Origin of the sequence: Marinomonas sp. SBI8L (genome assembly GCF_001624705.1) — a bacterium.
In the GTDB taxonomy this organism is placed as follows: domain Bacteria; phylum Pseudomonadota; class Gammaproteobacteria; order Pseudomonadales; family Marinomonadaceae; genus Marinomonas.
Genome location: NZ_JSEO01000016.1, coordinates 106,417 through 122,460, shown reverse-complemented (window position 1 = coordinate 122,460; position 16,044 = coordinate 106,417). Strand labels below are relative to the sequence as shown.

General features: G+C 37.4%; 15 protein-coding genes, 1 tRNA gene and 1 pseudogene. 7 read left to right on the top strand and 10 right to left on the bottom strand.

Annotated elements, in window-relative coordinates:
• The 6 genes and pseudogenes from OA91_RS20690 to queA all read right to left on the bottom strand — a co-directional run.
• A pseudogene (locus OA91_RS20690) lies at positions 1–206 on the bottom strand (IS3 family transposase); the annotation flags it as partial.
• 119 nt (positions 207–325) lie between these two features.
• Entirely contained in the window at positions 326–1,237 is a 912-nt protein-coding gene (secF, locus tag OA91_RS20685; protein WP_046019041.1) for a protein translocase subunit SecF, read from the bottom strand.
• 11 nt (positions 1,238–1,248) lie between these two features.
• Complete coding sequence (secD, locus tag OA91_RS20680) at positions 1,249–3,096, bottom strand: protein translocase subunit SecD (RefSeq protein WP_063339579.1); 1,848 nt, start codon at positions 3,094–3,096, stop codon at positions 1,249–1,251.
• An 83-nt stretch (positions 3,097–3,179) separates the two neighbouring features.
• The gene (gene yajC, locus OA91_RS20675) at positions 3,180–3,509 is read right to left on the bottom strand and encodes a preprotein translocase subunit YajC (RefSeq protein WP_046019039.1); all 330 of its coding nucleotides are present in this window, start codon (positions 3,507–3,509) and stop codon (positions 3,180–3,182) included.
• A 71-nt stretch (positions 3,510–3,580) separates the two neighbouring features.
• The gene (gene tgt, locus OA91_RS20670; protein WP_063339684.1) at positions 3,581–4,717 is read right to left on the bottom strand and encodes a tRNA guanosine(34) transglycosylase Tgt; all 1,137 of its coding nucleotides are present in this window, start codon (positions 4,715–4,717) and stop codon (positions 3,581–3,583) included.
• A 26-nt stretch (positions 4,718–4,743) separates the two neighbouring features.
• A complete protein-coding gene (gene queA / locus OA91_RS20665; protein WP_063339580.1) occupies positions 4,744–5,811 on the bottom strand; it encodes a tRNA preQ1(34) S-adenosylmethionine ribosyltransferase-isomerase QueA in 1,068 nt (355 codons plus the stop codon).
• A gap of 361 nt (positions 5,812–6,172) precedes the next feature.
• Between queA and OA91_RS20660 the strand changes: the two genes are divergently transcribed.
• The 3 genes from OA91_RS20660 (at position 6,173) to mobV (ending at position 8,782) form a co-directional block, all read left to right on the top strand.
• A tRNA-Leu gene (locus OA91_RS20660) sits at positions 6,173–6,257 on the top strand.
• A 50-nt stretch (positions 6,258–6,307) separates the two neighbouring features.
• Positions 6,308–7,303 carry an EpsG family protein gene (locus OA91_RS20655; protein ID WP_063339581.1) on the top strand — a complete coding sequence of 332 codons (996 nt, stop codon included), beginning with the start codon at positions 6,308–6,310 and terminating at the stop codon, positions 7,301–7,303.
• A 1,095-nt stretch (positions 7,304–8,398) separates the two neighbouring features.
• Positions 8,399–8,782: a MobV family relaxase gene (gene mobV, locus OA91_RS20650; RefSeq protein WP_082828053.1), complete on the top strand. Its 384-nt coding sequence runs from the start codon at positions 8,399–8,401 to the stop codon at positions 8,780–8,782.
• A gap of 377 nt (positions 8,783–9,159) precedes the next feature.
• Here mobV and OA91_RS20645 read toward each other — a convergent pair whose 3' ends face one another.
• From OA91_RS20645 to OA91_RS20635, 3 genes are all read right to left on the bottom strand, one after another.
• Entirely contained in the window at positions 9,160–9,624 is a 465-nt protein-coding gene (locus OA91_RS20645; protein WP_063339583.1) for a hypothetical protein, read from the bottom strand.
• A 54-nt stretch (positions 9,625–9,678) separates the two neighbouring features.
• Positions 9,679–9,888, bottom strand: a complete 210-nt coding sequence (locus OA91_RS20640; RefSeq protein WP_063339584.1) for a hypothetical protein — start codon at positions 9,886–9,888, stop codon at positions 9,679–9,681.
• A 167-nt stretch (positions 9,889–10,055) separates the two neighbouring features.
• Positions 10,056–10,436, bottom strand: a complete 381-nt coding sequence (locus tag OA91_RS20635; RefSeq protein WP_063339585.1) for a hypothetical protein — start codon at positions 10,434–10,436, stop codon at positions 10,056–10,058.
• A gap of 556 nt (positions 10,437–10,992) precedes the next feature.
• On the opposite strand from OA91_RS20635, the gene OA91_RS20630 reads away from it, so the two are divergent.
• A complete protein-coding gene (locus tag OA91_RS20630; RefSeq protein WP_063339586.1) occupies positions 10,993–11,193 on the top strand; it encodes a DUF2986 domain-containing protein in 201 nt (66 codons plus the stop codon).
• Between the two features lie 160 nt (positions 11,194–11,353).
• On the opposite strand, the gene OA91_RS20625 is transcribed toward OA91_RS20630, so the two are convergent.
• Positions 11,354–12,313 carry an EamA family transporter gene (locus OA91_RS20625; RefSeq protein WP_082828052.1) on the bottom strand — a complete coding sequence of 320 codons (960 nt, stop codon included), beginning with the start codon at positions 12,311–12,313 and terminating at the stop codon, positions 11,354–11,356.
• Between the two features lie 191 nt (positions 12,314–12,504).
• On the opposite strand from OA91_RS20625, the gene OA91_RS20620 reads away from it, so the two are divergent.
• The 3 genes from OA91_RS20620 to OA91_RS20610 all read left to right on the top strand — a co-directional run bounded on the left by OA91_RS20620 (position 12,505) and on the right by OA91_RS20610 (position 16,022).
• Positions 12,505–13,014, top strand: a complete 510-nt coding sequence (locus OA91_RS20620) for a MarR family winged helix-turn-helix transcriptional regulator (protein ID WP_063339587.1) — start codon at positions 12,505–12,507, stop codon at positions 13,012–13,014.
• 164 nt (positions 13,015–13,178) lie between these two features.
• A complete protein-coding gene (locus OA91_RS20615; protein ID WP_063339588.1) occupies positions 13,179–14,831 on the top strand; it encodes an NAD(P)/FAD-dependent oxidoreductase in 1,653 nt (550 codons plus the stop codon).
• 147 nt (positions 14,832–14,978) lie between these two features.
• Entirely contained in the window at positions 14,979–16,022 is a 1,044-nt protein-coding gene (locus OA91_RS20610; RefSeq protein ID WP_063339589.1) for a lipid A deacylase LpxR family protein, read from the top strand.
• The last annotated feature ends 22 nt before the right edge of the window (positions 16,023–16,044 follow it).

The window sequence follows — 16,044 nt, the reverse complement described above, 5'->3', positions numbered from 1 at the left end:
CCTTTTAGAAAAAAAGGGGGAGTCCCTAAAGACCAATCTAGCTTGCCATGCTTACGAAGCCAAACTAAAACAGTAGAGCAACCTTGAATGCCGTACTTATCTTGAGCTTGTTTATAAGTTAATTCGCCTTTTTCTACCTGATCGACAATCGATAATTTAAAAGCGAGTGAATAGTCGCGCTGAGTACGCTTAGATGTTGATTGCATAACACTCTCCAAATGATGAATTGGGAAGTGACAACCTTATTCAGGACGGGACACTTGCTACAAACAAAAAAGCCACATCAAATGATGTGGCTTTTTATTAAGAATGAATTCCTTATAAGCTAAGGCATTTCATCCTCAAACTCTTCTTTCGGTGTTGGAACCAAATCTTCTCTTTCAATTTTTTGTGCAAGCAATAGGTTAGCCGCCACAAAAACCGATGAGTAAGTACCAATAATCACACCAATCAACAATGCAAAAGCAAAGTTATGGATAGCCTCTCCACCAAAGAAGAAAAGCACTAACAACACAAAAATAGTTGTTAAGGAGGTAATTAAAGTACGACCTAAAGTCTGATTAATAGACTCATTAATCAAATCCACCGGCTCAATCTCACGCATTATACGGAAATTTTCTCGAATTCGGTCACATACTACAATCGTATCATTCAATGAATAACCAATCACAGCAAGTAATGCAGCAAGCACAGTTAAGTCAAACTCAAACCCTAGAACCGAAAAGATACCTAAGGTAATAATCACATCATGCGCAAGTGCTGCCACAGAGGCAACAGAGAACTTGAACTGGAAGCGAACAGCAACATAAAGCATCACAATAGCCAAAGCCAATAGCATGCCTAAGCCGCCCTGCTCTCTTAACTCTTCACCAACTTGAGCACCTACAAACTCAGACCTTAACAACTCAACACTGGCTGTATCTGAGCGCAATACTGCAAGCACCTCATCACCTAACGTTGGTGTATAGACATTTGCCATACGCACAACGATATCTGTATTGGCTCCAAAAGTTTGAACCACAACATCATCGTATTGATTTTCAGCCAACAAAGCTCTTATCTGATCAAGCTCAGGAGCAACTTGATAACCAACCTCAATCAAGGTTCCGCCAGTAAAGTCCAGACCAAATTCAAGACCCTTAACAGCTAACGAGATCAAAGAAATGACTACCAATACAATAGATAGCAAGGCAACTGGTTTTCGCATTCCCATAAAAGGGATATTAGATGTTTTCATTGTCTTGTTTCCTATATCGATAAACGGGCGTCTTTACGACCACCATAGACCAAGTTTGCCTGAGCTCGGGTCACAACAATCGCAGTAAACATGGAAGTGATTATCCCCAAAGAAAGCGTCACAGCGAAACCTTTCACCGAGCCAGTACCAACAGCAAACAAGATAACCGCCACTAACAAGGTAGTGATATTGGCATCAAGAATGGTTGTAAAAGCACGGTTAAAGCCAGAATAGATAGCTTGTTGCGTTGGCAGGCCAGATGCCAACTCCTCTTTTATCCGCGAAAATATCAAGACATTCGCATCAACAGCCATACCCATGGTCAATACTATCCCTGCAATACCAGGCAAAGTAAGTGTCGCACCCAACAAAGACATACATGCCATAAGTAGAACAATGTTTATCGCTAGTGAAACATTCGCAAACAAGCCAAATACGCGGTAGTAAACCAACATAAATAGCATAACAACTAACAAACCAATTTGAGCAGAAACAACCCCTAGACGAATGTTTTCAGCACCAAGACTAGGCCCTACCGTTCTTTCTTCAACAAAGTAAATTGGAGCGGCAAGTGCACCGGCACGAAGCAATAGCGCTAACTCAGATGATTCACGGGAGCTATCCAAACCAGTAATACGAAAAGCATTACCCAGAGTAGTTTGAATCGTCGCTAAGGAAATGATGCCCTTTTCGCTATATGACTGACGAATTTCTTGAGCTTTACCGTTTTCATCTTCTACAAAACGAGAGCGAGATTTGTGCTCAATAAAAACAACTGCCATGTTACGACCAACAGCTGTACGAGTAACTTTCGCCATCTGTTTACCGCCCTTAGTATCTAGGCTGATATTTACTTGCGGCATGCCGTTTTCATCAAAAGACGAGTTAGCGTCAGAAACACTATCACCAGTAATAATCAAATCACGCTCTAAGCGAGCAGTACGACCACTACCATCTCTAAAGGTTAAAACTTCAACATCATCAGCATCAAGCGGTGCTTCCAAATGGAATTCAAGGTTAGCGGTTGCACCAATGATACGCTTAGCAGCTGCAGTATCTTGCACACCTGGCAATTCAACCACAATACGATTACTACCTTGACGCTGTACTAACGGCTCAGCAACACCTAGCTCGTTAACACGATTTCTTAGGGTCGTTAAGTTCTGCTGCAAGGCATAAGCTTCAATCTCAGCTTTAGCTGATTCTGAATAACTTGCTGTTAAGTAAAACTCGCCATCTTGAGATTGAGTTGAATAAATATATTCAGGAAATTCATCACTTAATAAGGTCTCAGCACGCGTTAAAAAAGCTTCCTGCAAGAAACGAATTTTAAGTACACCAGCATCAACATTTACCTTGCGATATCTCACTTTTTGTTGACGAAGTAGCGTTTTCATTTCAGCAGAAGCAACTTCCATACGCTGAGCTAACGCGGCTGGCGTATCAACTTCTAGTAAGAAATGGACACCACCACGAAGGTCTAGACCTAATTTAGCAGGTCCAGCACCAAAGGCTGCAAGCCAATCAGGTGTTGTCGGAACTAGGTTTAACGCAGTGACATAATTATCGCCCAAAGCAGCAGCTACAACGGGTTTTGCAGCTAACTGATCAATACCACTATTGAAACGTAGAGTTGCACCATTAGAGGTTAACTCTGACGCTTTAAATTCTATATTAGCTTTAGTTAAAGCTCGCTCTGCTTTTTTGATAACACTTTCATCAATGCTAACAGTCGCTTTTTGTGTTGAAAGCTGAAGAGCTGGATCATCAGGGTAAAGGTTTGGCAAGGCATACAGTAGCCCAAGCGCTAATACAAAAAGAATCAGCAAATACTTCCACAAGGGATACTTGTTAAGCATGAAACATCCTTTGGTTCATAGTGTTAATAAACACTTGTAGTTAACAGAAATAAGAAAAGCGCCTTTCGGCGCTTTTCAAGTTATTAAATTGACTTCAGTGTACCTTTAGGTAGCACAGCCGCAACAGAGGCTTTTTGGAAGTTCAATTCAACACCTTCAGCTACTTCAAGAACAACATAGTTGTCATTTACTTTAGTAACTTTACCTAGCATGCCGCCATTGGTTAACACTTCAGAGCCTTTCGCTAGGGATGACATCAAGTTTTTATGTTCTTTTTGACGTTTTGCCTGTGGACGCCACATTAAAAAGTAAAAAATTAGTACAAAACCAACTAGTAGTACTAGGTTTAAAATACCTGCATCCGCTGGTGCACCAGCACCTTCTGCATGGGCAGCTGAGATCAATGAGATCATTCTTTCTGTCTCCAATGGTTATAAAATTATTATTGCATTTCTTATCTGTACATTTTCTTTAACAGCGTCAATTAAGACTCAGCTGTTTTTTCCGCGACCAAAGGCGGCGTTTCTACACCACGTTTGGCATAAAACTCATCTACAAAGGCGTCAAATCTACCTTCTTCTAACGCTAGACGCAAACCAGCCATAAGTGTTTGATAATAACGAAGATTATGAATGGTATTAAGTTGAGCACCTACCATCTCTTGGCACTTATCTAAATGATGTAGATATGACCGAGAAAAGTTTTTACAAGTGTAACAGTCACATTCTTTATCTAAAGGCGACACATCATGCCTGTGTTTTGCGTTACGAATCTTGACTACACCTTCAGATGTAAACAAATGGCCATTTCGAGCATTACGAGTTGGCATCACACAGTCAAACATATCAACACCGCGACGCACACCTTCAACTAAATCTTCTGGCTTACCCACACCCATAAGGTATCTTGGCTTATCATCAGGCATTTTCGGCGTAATATAATCCAGCACCTTGGTCATTTCATGCTTAGGTTCACCAACAGATAATCCTCCAATGGCATAACCATCAAAACCTATATCAACTAGTCCCTCTAGGGACTCATCACGTAGGTTTTCATACATAGAACCTTGGATAATACCAAACAAAGCAGATGGACTGTCACCATGCTCAGCTTTAGAGCGCTTGGCCCAACGTAAACTCATACGCATAGATTCTGCTGCACGCTCTGGGGTTGCTGGATAAGGTGTACATTCATCAAAAATCATGACGATGTCGGAACCAAGATCACGCTGAACCTGCATAGAGATTTCTGGGCTCATAAATACTTTTGAGCCATTTACAGGTGATTGAAAGCTCACGCCTTCCTCTGTAATTTTACGCATAGCGCCCAAAGAGAATACTTGGAAACCACCTGAATCCGTCAGGATTGGTTTTTTCCATTGGGTGAAATCATGTAAGTCACCGTGCGCTTTAATCACTTCAGTACCAGGACGAAGCCAAAGGTGGAATGTATTACCTAAAATAATATCTGCGCCAATTTCTTCAATATCTTTTGTCAGCATGCCTTTTACTGTGCCGTAAGTACCTACAGGCATGAAGGCAGGTGTTTCCACTTTACCTCGTGGGAAGGTTAAGGTAGCACGACGTGCTTTCCCTGAAGTAGTGGCTACTTCAAAGTCCATAAAACACTCTGGACGTTTATCTGTCATTACACATTTTCCTCATTCGCTGGCCCAGTTGCATCTGGGTTGCGGCTTATAAACATGGCATCGCCATAACTGAAAAACCGGTATTCATTATCAATTGCGCACTGATAGGCATTCATTACTTGCTCATATCCAGCAAAAGCGCTAATTAACATAATGAGAGTTGACTCAGGTAAATGAAAATTCGTCACCATGGCATCAACTGTTTTAAATTCGTATCCAGGGTAAATAAAGATGCTGGTATCACCCTTCATCATCTCCAATTCACCCGATTGGCTAGCTGACTCTAGGCTTCGCATGCTAGTACTACCAACCGCAATAACTCGTCCGCCATTTGCTTTAGTTTGAGCAACCTTATCAACCACACTTTGCTCAACTTCAACATATTCAGCATGCATTTCATGCTCTTCCAGCGTTTCTACTCTTACTGGCTGAAATGTTCCTGCCCCAACATGCAAGGTAACAAAAGCTGTCTCTACCCCTTTATCTCTTAACGCATCCAGTAGAGCTTCATCAAAGTGCAAACCGGCAGTTGGAGCGGCTACAGCACCTGGCTTTTCGTTATAAACAGTTTGATAACGCTCTTTATCTGAACTTTCGTCTGGACGTTCAATGTAAGGTGGCAAGGGCATATGCCCAGCTTCTTCTAATACATCCAATACAAAGTCATCAAAGCGCAATTCAAACAAGGTATCATGACGTTTGACCATCTCAGCTTGGTAGGTTTTATCTTGATCTGTCCCTAAGATAATTTTGCTACCTGGCTTAGGTGATTTGCTGCACTTAACATGTGCTAATACCTTGTGTTCATCTAAAAGGCGCTCTACTAAGATCTCTAATTTACCGCCAGACTCCTTCTGGCCAAACATACGGGCCTGTATAACTCGAGTGTTATTAAAGACCATCAGGTCGCCAGGATTAACTAAGCCAAGCACATCACTAAAGTCCAAATGAGACAAAGCACCTGTTGGTCCATCAAGAGAAAGCAAACGGCTAGCAGTTCGCTCAGGCATAGGATAAGTAGCAATTAAAGAGTCAGGTAAATCAAAGTGGTAGTCAGAAACACGCATTCGCAACAAGCCTAGGGAAAGTCATTTATAGAGTAAGTCAAAAAGACTCGGCATTTTATCGAAATTTGCGTTAAAAAGGTATGTTCTTAAAAGGGATTATTCGATTTTTTATTTTTGAAGTGCGCATAAAAAGCCATCAAAAACAGTCTAAAACAGATATTTATTAAAAAGCAGGTAAAAAAAGTTGACGCCCTCTTAAAAATCAACATAATACGCAGCCACAGTTTCCATGCCAGTGTGGTGGAATTGGTAGACACGACGGATTCAAAAGGCGTTGCGCTTCCAGCATTATCATGCTAAAGTTTATTTAAATCAATGTATTACATTGGCTTTTGTATTCAAGTAAAGGTTGTATAAAATTGCGGGTGTGGTGGAATCGGTAGACACGTTGGATTCAAAATCCAATTTCGAAAGAAGTGCGAGTTCAAGTCTCGCCACCCGCACCATTTAATTATTAAAAGTAGCCACTTAATTGTGGTTTTTTTTGTAGGTTAGTATGACATATGAGCTGATATATTATTTGTTTTTAATTTTAATTGGGGCTTTGTTTTGTGTTAAAAGACTACAATCTGAAAAGTTGTATTTTTTCGTTACACTTTTTTTGTTTACTATTTACTCAATCATTACTCGATTTTCAGGTTTTGATATTGATATAAATACATATGCAAGTGCATTAAAAAGTGAGCTTGTTTCACTTTATTATTTGAAAGAACCTGTCTATTGGTTTTCTTCACGATATTTATATAAAATAACACAGTCTCCAGAAGTTACATTTATAATATATGATGTTATTTCTTTTATGCTTGTATTAAAAGCACGAAAGAATATAGGGTTACCCCAATACTTTACCTATCTTTTTCTATTGTTTTTCCCTGCTGTAATGGGAATTAATAACGTTTACAGACAATATTTATCTTATACTGTATTTTTATATTTCTCTTCTTTATTATTTATTCACTCTGGTTTTTTAAAAAAAACATTTTTTATATTATTAGGTGTTCTTACGCATAATGTGGCAGCATTATTTTCACCTTTATTTTTCACTTTAAACAAGAAAAGGCAAATTAGCTTTAAAAGTGTGTTTTTATATTTAAGTGTGATTATTTTACTCCCTTTTGCGTTAGGAACTAAATCAAGCAATGACACAGGACAGTTAGGTGTCGGTGTGTATTTATTTGTAATGGGGATAATGTTCATATTCTATATATCATCATATAGAATGGTGTTTAATGATATATCGGCAAAGTTTTTTTATTACTTAATCTTTTTATTGTCACTAACCTCAGTTTCCGCGGTACTGATGGGTTCTGCTCAATCAAAAAGAGTAGGGATGTTTGCTCTAATGATTAACTTAATTCCAATAGCTAAAGCAATCGAAGACAACTATAAGCAAAAAAAAATAGTTAGAACTATCATTTATTTTACCCTTATTATGCCTACAATATTATTTTCCAGTTCATTAAATATGCTACTAACACAACTTAATCAATGAGATTATAAATAGTCAGAGAAATCTTTAATTATCTCTTTTAGTTTAAGATTTTCCATTTTAAAGTAAAGTTTTTCCTACTTCGGTCATGCTTAGTATCTTTAATAAAATTATGTTTTGATAGTGGCTGTATTAGCTGACTTTTGTTTTAACTTCTGACTCTTACCTTCAAAATATCTAATAGTTTGGCTATATGCGAAAGATGAAGGTACTTTGCGTGTGGTCCCATACTCACTAAATACAGTGCGATTTTTTGAGAGTTAATTTTTAGTCCTTTCAATAAACAGGCATTAACAAAGAATGTATTGCTATTAGTATCAAAATAATCAGGTTTGATATTGTAAGTTAAGACCTCATTTTCTTTATCTAAAACAAAATATGAAAATATGAAAATATGTCATTATTAATTTGGTTTAAGAAATCCATTAGATCATATTTTGACTCTCCTCTAAAAATCTTATATTTTTCTTGTAATTTCTTTATACTTATTTCAATTGTTCTATTTTCTTTTTTCTTTTTTCTTTTTTCTTTTTTCTTTTTTCTTTTTTCTTTTTTCTTTTTTCTTTTTTCTTTTTTCTTTTTTCTTTTTTCTTTTTTCTGATTATTTCGTTATGAAGAAATAATAAATAATAAATAAAATACTTAAAGATATATTAGGTTTTTTTATCAATGATAAAACAATCTAATATTTAAAGTAATAATTCAATGTGTAGCTTTTTATTTTGGAACGGTTGCGGAATAAGCTTGGAACTATTGTGTGATGTGATTGGAACAGTTATGGAGTGATATTGAGACGGTTGTGGATATCTATCTAATTGTGATTGTCAATGTCCCAACATTTGACAATATTATAATATATGGTCATATGTTTAATGTAAATACGAACAAACACGTTTGTATACTTACTATACAAACTTCGTTTGTGTTCGCCCTACGGGTAGAAACAATCAAAGATTGTTTATGCTGAAAATGGTATGGAGATTTTAAATGGAATTAAAAACAGTATTAAGGTTTGAAAAAATAAAAGATTATCATAATTTGAACCTATCAAATGCTCACGTATAAAGATACTTAGAAACACTTAATGTCGATCCCAAAATAAGTAATAAAAAATTACATGGTTCTGTTAATGCTGTAAAAGACGTAAAGAGTAGATTTAAGCAAAATAATATAACCCCAAGAAAAAATGCAGTGCTTTGCATTGAAGCTGTATTAAGCCTCTCACCTGATTTTTCCCAAAGTAATACTAACACAAAAGACTTTGCAATAAATGCACGTAAATGGCTAAGAAACGAGTTTGGTGACAACCTTGTATCTGCGGTGTTGCACCTTGACGAAAAAACGCCACATATACACGCTCATATTGTTCCAATGACGGATGATGCTAGATTATCAGCTCGTGAGCTTTTTAATAAAAGCACATTACCTGATTATCAAAAGTCTTACTTAAACCAAATGAAAACAATTGAAACTAAAATATAATCCAGGCTCTAAGGCGGTGCATACAAAACTTAAAGATTATTATTCTATGGTTAATAAAGAAATAGAAAACAATAAAGAGTTAAAATAGAATATTTTCAAATTAGGAAATTAACTTGAAGATAAAGAAGATAAAGAAGATAAAGAACAGAAAAATGGGATATCTAAATTAAAGTTATTTATTGAAAATCTTAAAAAAATAAATAAACTTTCTAACCCAAATAAACTAGATAAAAAGAAAAGATATAATATGAATATCAACATATTTTTCCAGAGCTAAGCCCCAATAATTTCCCTGATAGCTCTGAATATAATGAAAAAGAATAAAAAATAGGTTTAAGGGACAAACCTATTTTGGTTAAATAAATTATTTACTTTTCTCAATTGTTAATCTCAAGGTTTTTTAAAGGATCAGAAATATATTTTATATGTTCGCTTGTAATATTAACACCACTTCCGATCTGTATTGTTTTTCCGAATGATTTTTTCTTTTTATCTTCGGTACGGTGTGTTCCTGTTAATTGGTCAATGTGATCCTGCTGATCAAGCTTGTAGTCATCATAATGATTTTGTATCATTTCTACTGAATTACCCGCATATTTAGCTATTAGGTAGATATCTACAACTTGCTTTAATTTTTCTGTTATAAAAGTATGACGGTAAGAATACAATATATAAGTCCTATCTGTTTTCAGGTAATCACCTTTTTCTAACCATTTTAAGTAGTTACCAAACTGCTTTGAATAACAAGTAAACTTGCCTTCTAAGCTTTCTAAAATAGATCTTTGAATAGTGTTAAAGTTTTTTAATGTTACCTTTTTATCTGGATTTTGAACTTTAGCCATTTCAAGTATAGATTGTGTTATTTTCCATTCGTTAAAACAATTTTTATTCCTTGTTTAAGGTGCCGGGCTGTTTTCCCTTTGGTGATCAATACAGAATACTTCTGTTTCACCATAGTCATTTGTAGATCGTTTAAAATTACTAAACTTTAAATGTTTAACTTCTTCGCCTGGTCTAACCCCTGTTTCAATTAAAAACTTAAAATAATATTTTAATATGGTTCTATATTCTTTTGTTTTAGCTAGTTTTTCTACTGTCTGATCCATGTATTGATCAAACCCTGCATCAATAACAGTCAAATGAGGGAATAAGAATGAATGTCTGATTTCTTGTTCGGTTGTTTCTATTTTTGGGATAATAGGAAAGTTAGATTTTTTGAGAAGCTCTTCTTCAAGATGTTCAAAAAGTTTTTTGAAACAAGTTTTATGTATGGTTATACGGCTTTTTGATAATTCCAGGGTTTCAAAATAAAGACGAACAATTTAGTTGTAAGAAAAGACATTGATTTTCTGTTGAAGTAAGGGAACATCACATTTTCAAAAACATACTTATAATCAGCGTAAGTTGTTCTTTTGATTTTTTTGAGTTCCATATTTTTCAAAATCTGCTTTATAGCAGTGTTGATCATAGGCTCTTTACTTTCAATAATGGGTAAGCCTGCTGTTAGCTTTCCTTCATACTCAAACTTTAACGCCCAATCTCGACTTTTAGCTTCGTCAATATTTGATATTTTGAGAGAACGCTTGATCTCTTTACCATCAACTCTGAGCCTGACATAGATACTTTTTGTGTGTTTTTGGCGGTAAATTGCCAATCCCTAAGTTAGATTATCATACATTTCAAAACCTCAAAGTTGTATACGCATGAGTTTAATGCGTTGTAAGTTGCTGATAATGCAAATCAAAAAGATATATCCAACCAATTCAAAATCCGTTGCCGAAAGGCGTGGCGGTTCGAGTCCGCCTACTGGTACCATTTTAATTTTAGTGTTACGGCATTAAAAAGTATGGTTTAAAAAAGCCCTGATAACCTATCAGGGCTTTTTTTTCGTCTTGTTTTTGCTAAGGAACCTGCGAATAAGTCACCTCTTCTCAGTCTTTACAGAAAAAGCATCACACAAGGTGTTACTTTGATATAATCTAGGTAACTTATGAGAAGTGACAACACAGGGTGTTACTTTTTCTGAAAGATCCGAAGGGCATGGCCTAAAAGCCCTATCTTTATGTTTGAAGAGCTTATCAATAGAATAACTATTAAGTTACGCTCCTCGCCATAAATCTAACGGCTTTTATCCACACGCTGAGGCGGGAAGACATATTCACAGGCTCCCTAGTGTTAGCTTTGTCATACATTTAACTAAAGGCTTTATCATGAATCGTCGTAAAAAGATTAAAAGCATCTTAACGAAGAAAGAAAAAATGGCGAACCGCCATAACAATCTAAACAAAAAGCCTAAGTACATAAGCAAAGCAGATAGAGCAAAATTAGAAGCAGAAGAAAGTTTGGCAACATCTGAATCAAGTGAAGAGTCTATATCACCAGTTCAAGAAACAACTCAATCTGATCGCTAGTGGCTCCGCTACTGATTAAGTTCAGCTAACACCTAAAACCTGCTTTTCTTGAATTGCAGGTTTCAGACAAGATCTAAGCTCACCTCAAAACACACCCCACAAACCTCATATAAAACAACGCCTTACATAGTAAAGAATAAGTATACACTTTCCCCTAATTCTAAATACTCGCTTTTTGGTGTGAGCTATTAGCGTGTGAAATACTAGAAATAGCTTCCTGAGTGGCGTTAGGCTTATTTTGTTTTTGTATTGCTGGATTCAACCAACGTTGCAGCATCAATACAGAACCTAATACGATAAGAATAGCGATACTCTCACGCATAGTTAGAGCTTGTTCTAGAACGGCCCATCCAACTAAGATAGCCGTTACTGGGCTAAGCAAACTTAAAGATGAAACAGAAACAGATGACAGTTTAGCTATCCCTCTAAACCAGAGACTATAAGCTAATAAGGCGCCAAAAATAGATAGGTAACCATAACCTAGGTAGTTATTCAGAGTTAAACTTGGTAATACCCCTTCAAAAGCAAATGCTAAAGGAAGCAGAATCAAACCACCTAAACCAAGCTGCCATCCTGTAAAGCTCAACACAGACATACCATTATTCCAACGCCTTGCTAGGTAAGTCCCAAAACCAAGGCAGACAGTACCTGCAAACGCCGCCATCAAACCAATACTATCCCACTGTGTTTGAGGCGATACAAAAAGCAAGCTCATTCCAAGTACCGAAAATACTGCCATTAGAACCACTTTAAGCTGAGGTTTTTTATGTTCAAAAAACCAAACTATTAACATCATTAAAAGCGGTTGTATTGCACCTACCACTGCTGCTATTCCACCCGGCAATCGATAAGCAGCGACAAATAGTAAGGCTTGAAAAATACCGATATTAAGTCCAGATAATAGAGTGAGCTGCAGCCATTGTTTAATGCTCAACCTCACACGAGGAAGAAAGAAGTAGCTCCACAGAATAAGAATGATGCCGGCCGGTAGAGCCCTAATTAACGCCGCACTAAAAGGCCTATCCTGGGGTAGAAACTCACTTGCCACTAAATAGGTTGTCCCCCACATAATAGGCGCTAGTGCGGTCAACGCGATATTGCCAAAAGCCTGATCCTTCATTGTTTTAATCCTCATCTATTAAAGTTATTTAAGTGTCAAAATTATCTTGAACTTAAGATATATTTAGATTGGCAGCATTTTATCTTGACTTCAAGGTAAATTTTAGAGAAATTAGACATCAATGAATATTGCTAAATTGGACGTCTTTTTAGCCAAAAAACTCTTCACATCTATTAAGGATTGGCACAGAAATGAATGATAAAGATACAAATAAAGGCGATGCAGTAGATGCAATTAAACGTCAATGGCAAACAGAGCGACCTGACTTAAGCCTTGATGCAATGGGAATTTTTGGCCGTTTAAAACGTTGTTCAATGTTAATGACGGATAGACTAGATAACACCTTTGCCAAGTTTGATTTAAATTATTGGGAGTTTGATGTTTTGGCGACCCTGAGGCGTTCCGGTGCACCCTATACTCTTGCACCAACTGAACTTTTCTCAATCATGATGATAACTTCAGGCACCATGACTCACAGGATGAAACGATTGGAAGCAAGAGGCTTAATTGAAAGACTGCCAAATCCGGACGATGCTCGTAGCCAGCTTGTAAAATTGAGCCAAACTGGCTTTGACATTATCAATAAAACGGCTACTGCCCATGTTGATAATATGGAGAATATGCTCTCAGACATGAGTGATACTCAGAAAAAAGAACTAGACTCCAAGCTCACTAAGTTACTGGCTATTTTTGAGAAATAAGCAAAGCGTCTTAATTAAAGAAACTGCGATTAAGTAAGCAAGCGTTTTTTAATATGAGTCAGCTTTCCCCCATGTTAAACTCGCCCACAATTTCCATTGATCCCTTGTTTGGTTAATTTTTAAGTTAATCAAACAAACTACTACATAAGATACTCTAATCCCCTATGTTACGAATTACAGAACTTAAGCTGCCCCTAAATCACACTCAAGAAGAGTTATCTAAAGCCATTGCCTCATTCTTATCCATTGAAGAATCACAATTGGATGACTTTAGTATTTTCAAACGAGGTTATGATGCCCGCAAAAAAAAGGACATTCAGCTCGTATACCAACTTGATGTGAGCCTTGATAACAAGCTTGAGTCAAATGTACTGGCTCAATTCAGTGATTCTAACGCGGTAAAAGAAACACCTGATACAAATTACTATTTTGTTGGGCAAGCAGACAGTAGCTTCCCAAGTAAATCACAACAAAGACCTATCATTATTGGTTTTGGGCCTTGCGGTATGTTATCTGCTTTATTACTTGCTCAAATGGGCCTTAAGCCTATTGTTATTGAACGCGGGCAAGATGTTAGGCAAAGAACAAAAGATACTTGGGGCCTGTGGCGTAAAGAAAAACTTAATACTGAATCTAATGTTCAATTTGGCGAAGGCGGTGCTGGCACCTTCTCTGATGGTAAGCTTTATAGTCAAGTCAAAGACAAGCGATTCTTAAGTCGAAAAGTGCTGACTGAATTTGTCAAAGCCGGTGCACCTGAAGAAATAATGTATGTTAGTAAACCCCATATTGGTACTTTTAAGCTGGTTACCATGGTGGAAAAAATGCGTGCTGAAATTAGAGAGTTAGGCGGCGAAATTCGCTTCGGTGAAAAAGTAGAGTCATTAATTCGTGAAAATACTCAGGATGAGACAAAAGGTAAAGTAACAGGTATTAAACTCGCTTCTGGCGAAACCCTGTATTCTAGCCATATTGTTTTAGCAATTGGCCACAGTGCGAGAGATACCTTTAGTATGCTAGAAAAAGAAGGCATCTATATGGAAGCCAAGCCTTTTTCGATAGGTTATCGCATCGAGCACCCTCAATCTGTGATTGATGACGCACGATTTGGTGATAATGCAGGGCACCCTATTCTTGGTGCGGCTGACTATAAACTGGTTCATCACTGTAAGAATGGCCGAAGTGTATATAGCTTTTGTATGTGCCCAGGTGGCACAGTAGTCGCCGCAACATCAGAAGAAAAACGCGTAGTCACAAACGGCATGTCTCAATATTCGCGTAACGAGCGCAATGCGAACTCAGCCATTGTAGTCGGCATAGACCCAGAAAAAGATTATCCAGAAAGTGTTTTAGCGGGTATAGATCTACAAAGAAAATTAGAGTCTTTAGCTTATACACTAGGTGGTGAAAGTTACCATGCACCAGCACAATTAGTGGGTGATTTCTTAAAAGATACACCTTCTACCGAGTTAAGAAGTGTCGTACCTTCCTATAAACCAGGTATTAAATTAGGTGATTTAAGTAAGGCTTTACCTGATTTTGCCGTTGAAGCAATTAGAGAAGCGATCCCAGCATTTGAACGTAAGATTAAAGGTTTCTCTATGTCTGATGCTATCTTAACCGGAGTAGAAACACGTACTTCTTCTCCCGTTTGTATCCGTCGTGATGCAAGTTATCAAAGCATGAATACCTTAGGCCTATATCCAGCGGGTGAAGGCGCAGGCTACGCAGGAGGTATTCTTTCTGCAGCAATTGACGGTATCAAGGTGGCTGAAGCAGTTGCTAAAGACTTGTTAGAATTAGAGAAAGACGCATAAATAGAATTTTATTGGGGAGGTCAATAGCACTCTCCCCAATCAGCTAGGTTAAATTACGAGTTTCTGATATAAGTTTAGACAGGATAGCCAAGATACTGATATTCTAAAATTTAAACTGATTCAGAAAGAGCCTGCTAAGTATTATTTATGCAAGAATTTTTAACTCACTTACATAAGCAAGTTAAAGGCCTGAAGGTCAAACTCTCACTTCAAAAGTACTGTTTAATTTTATTAATTAGTAGCTTTTCTCAAATCTCATCTGCCGCTGATGGCATGGTCACATTAACCTGGGAAAACGACATGTTTTCCAACAGTGACGGCCAATACACCAATGGAATTGGATTTAACTACGCCGCCCCCTTAGGTAGTCGATTCAAGCGAGAGGATACACCCGCTCCGATATTTTGGTTTATTGAAGGCAGTGATTTTGCGACTCAATCAGGTAAGCGTAGAGGCATTTCTTACCGCTTTGGCCAAGCCATGTTTACCCCTGAAGATATTACTCAAGAAAATTTAATTACAGATGATAGACCCTATGCAGGCCTTCTTATTTGGGATGCAACGCTTATCTCATTTGACGACACCGTTTCTGATCGCTGGGCTTTTAGCCTAGGTTTAGTAGGCCCTGCAACCTTTGCCGAAGATGTCCAGGCAGGTATTCATGGTGCAACAGGGTCGGATGAGCCTCTAGGCTGGGATAATCAATTAAGTAACGAACCCGTTTTTCGTATTGAAAGAGAAATCTTATTCAGAGCCTTTGAATTTGAGCTTAATCCGAGCTTCGGTATGGACTTTTTAACCTTTGCATCACTCGGTGCGGGGAACCTGAGTAGTAGTGCAGAAGCAGGAATATCAGTACGTATTGGCCATAGTTTAGATCAAACCTACCCTAATTTTTCATCCTTCCCAGTACGAAGCCCCAATTATCTTGCAGGCAGATCTGCCCATTGGCAGATATTCGCTAGTCGAGCTAAATCCTACGTATTTAACGATGTCACCCTAGATGGCAATACTTTTACTGATAGCCACTCAGTTGACATTATTAATGACAGACTATTTAGCGTATTAGGTATTACTGTTGGTTTTCAATCTTGGAGCATTATGCTGTCTTATCAAGAATCCAGTAAAACGTTCAGAACTCAAGCAGAAGATTCAAGCTATGGGGCGCTTAGTATTTCTGCTCTTTGGTAAAGCTCCATCAAGAATTAGGTGT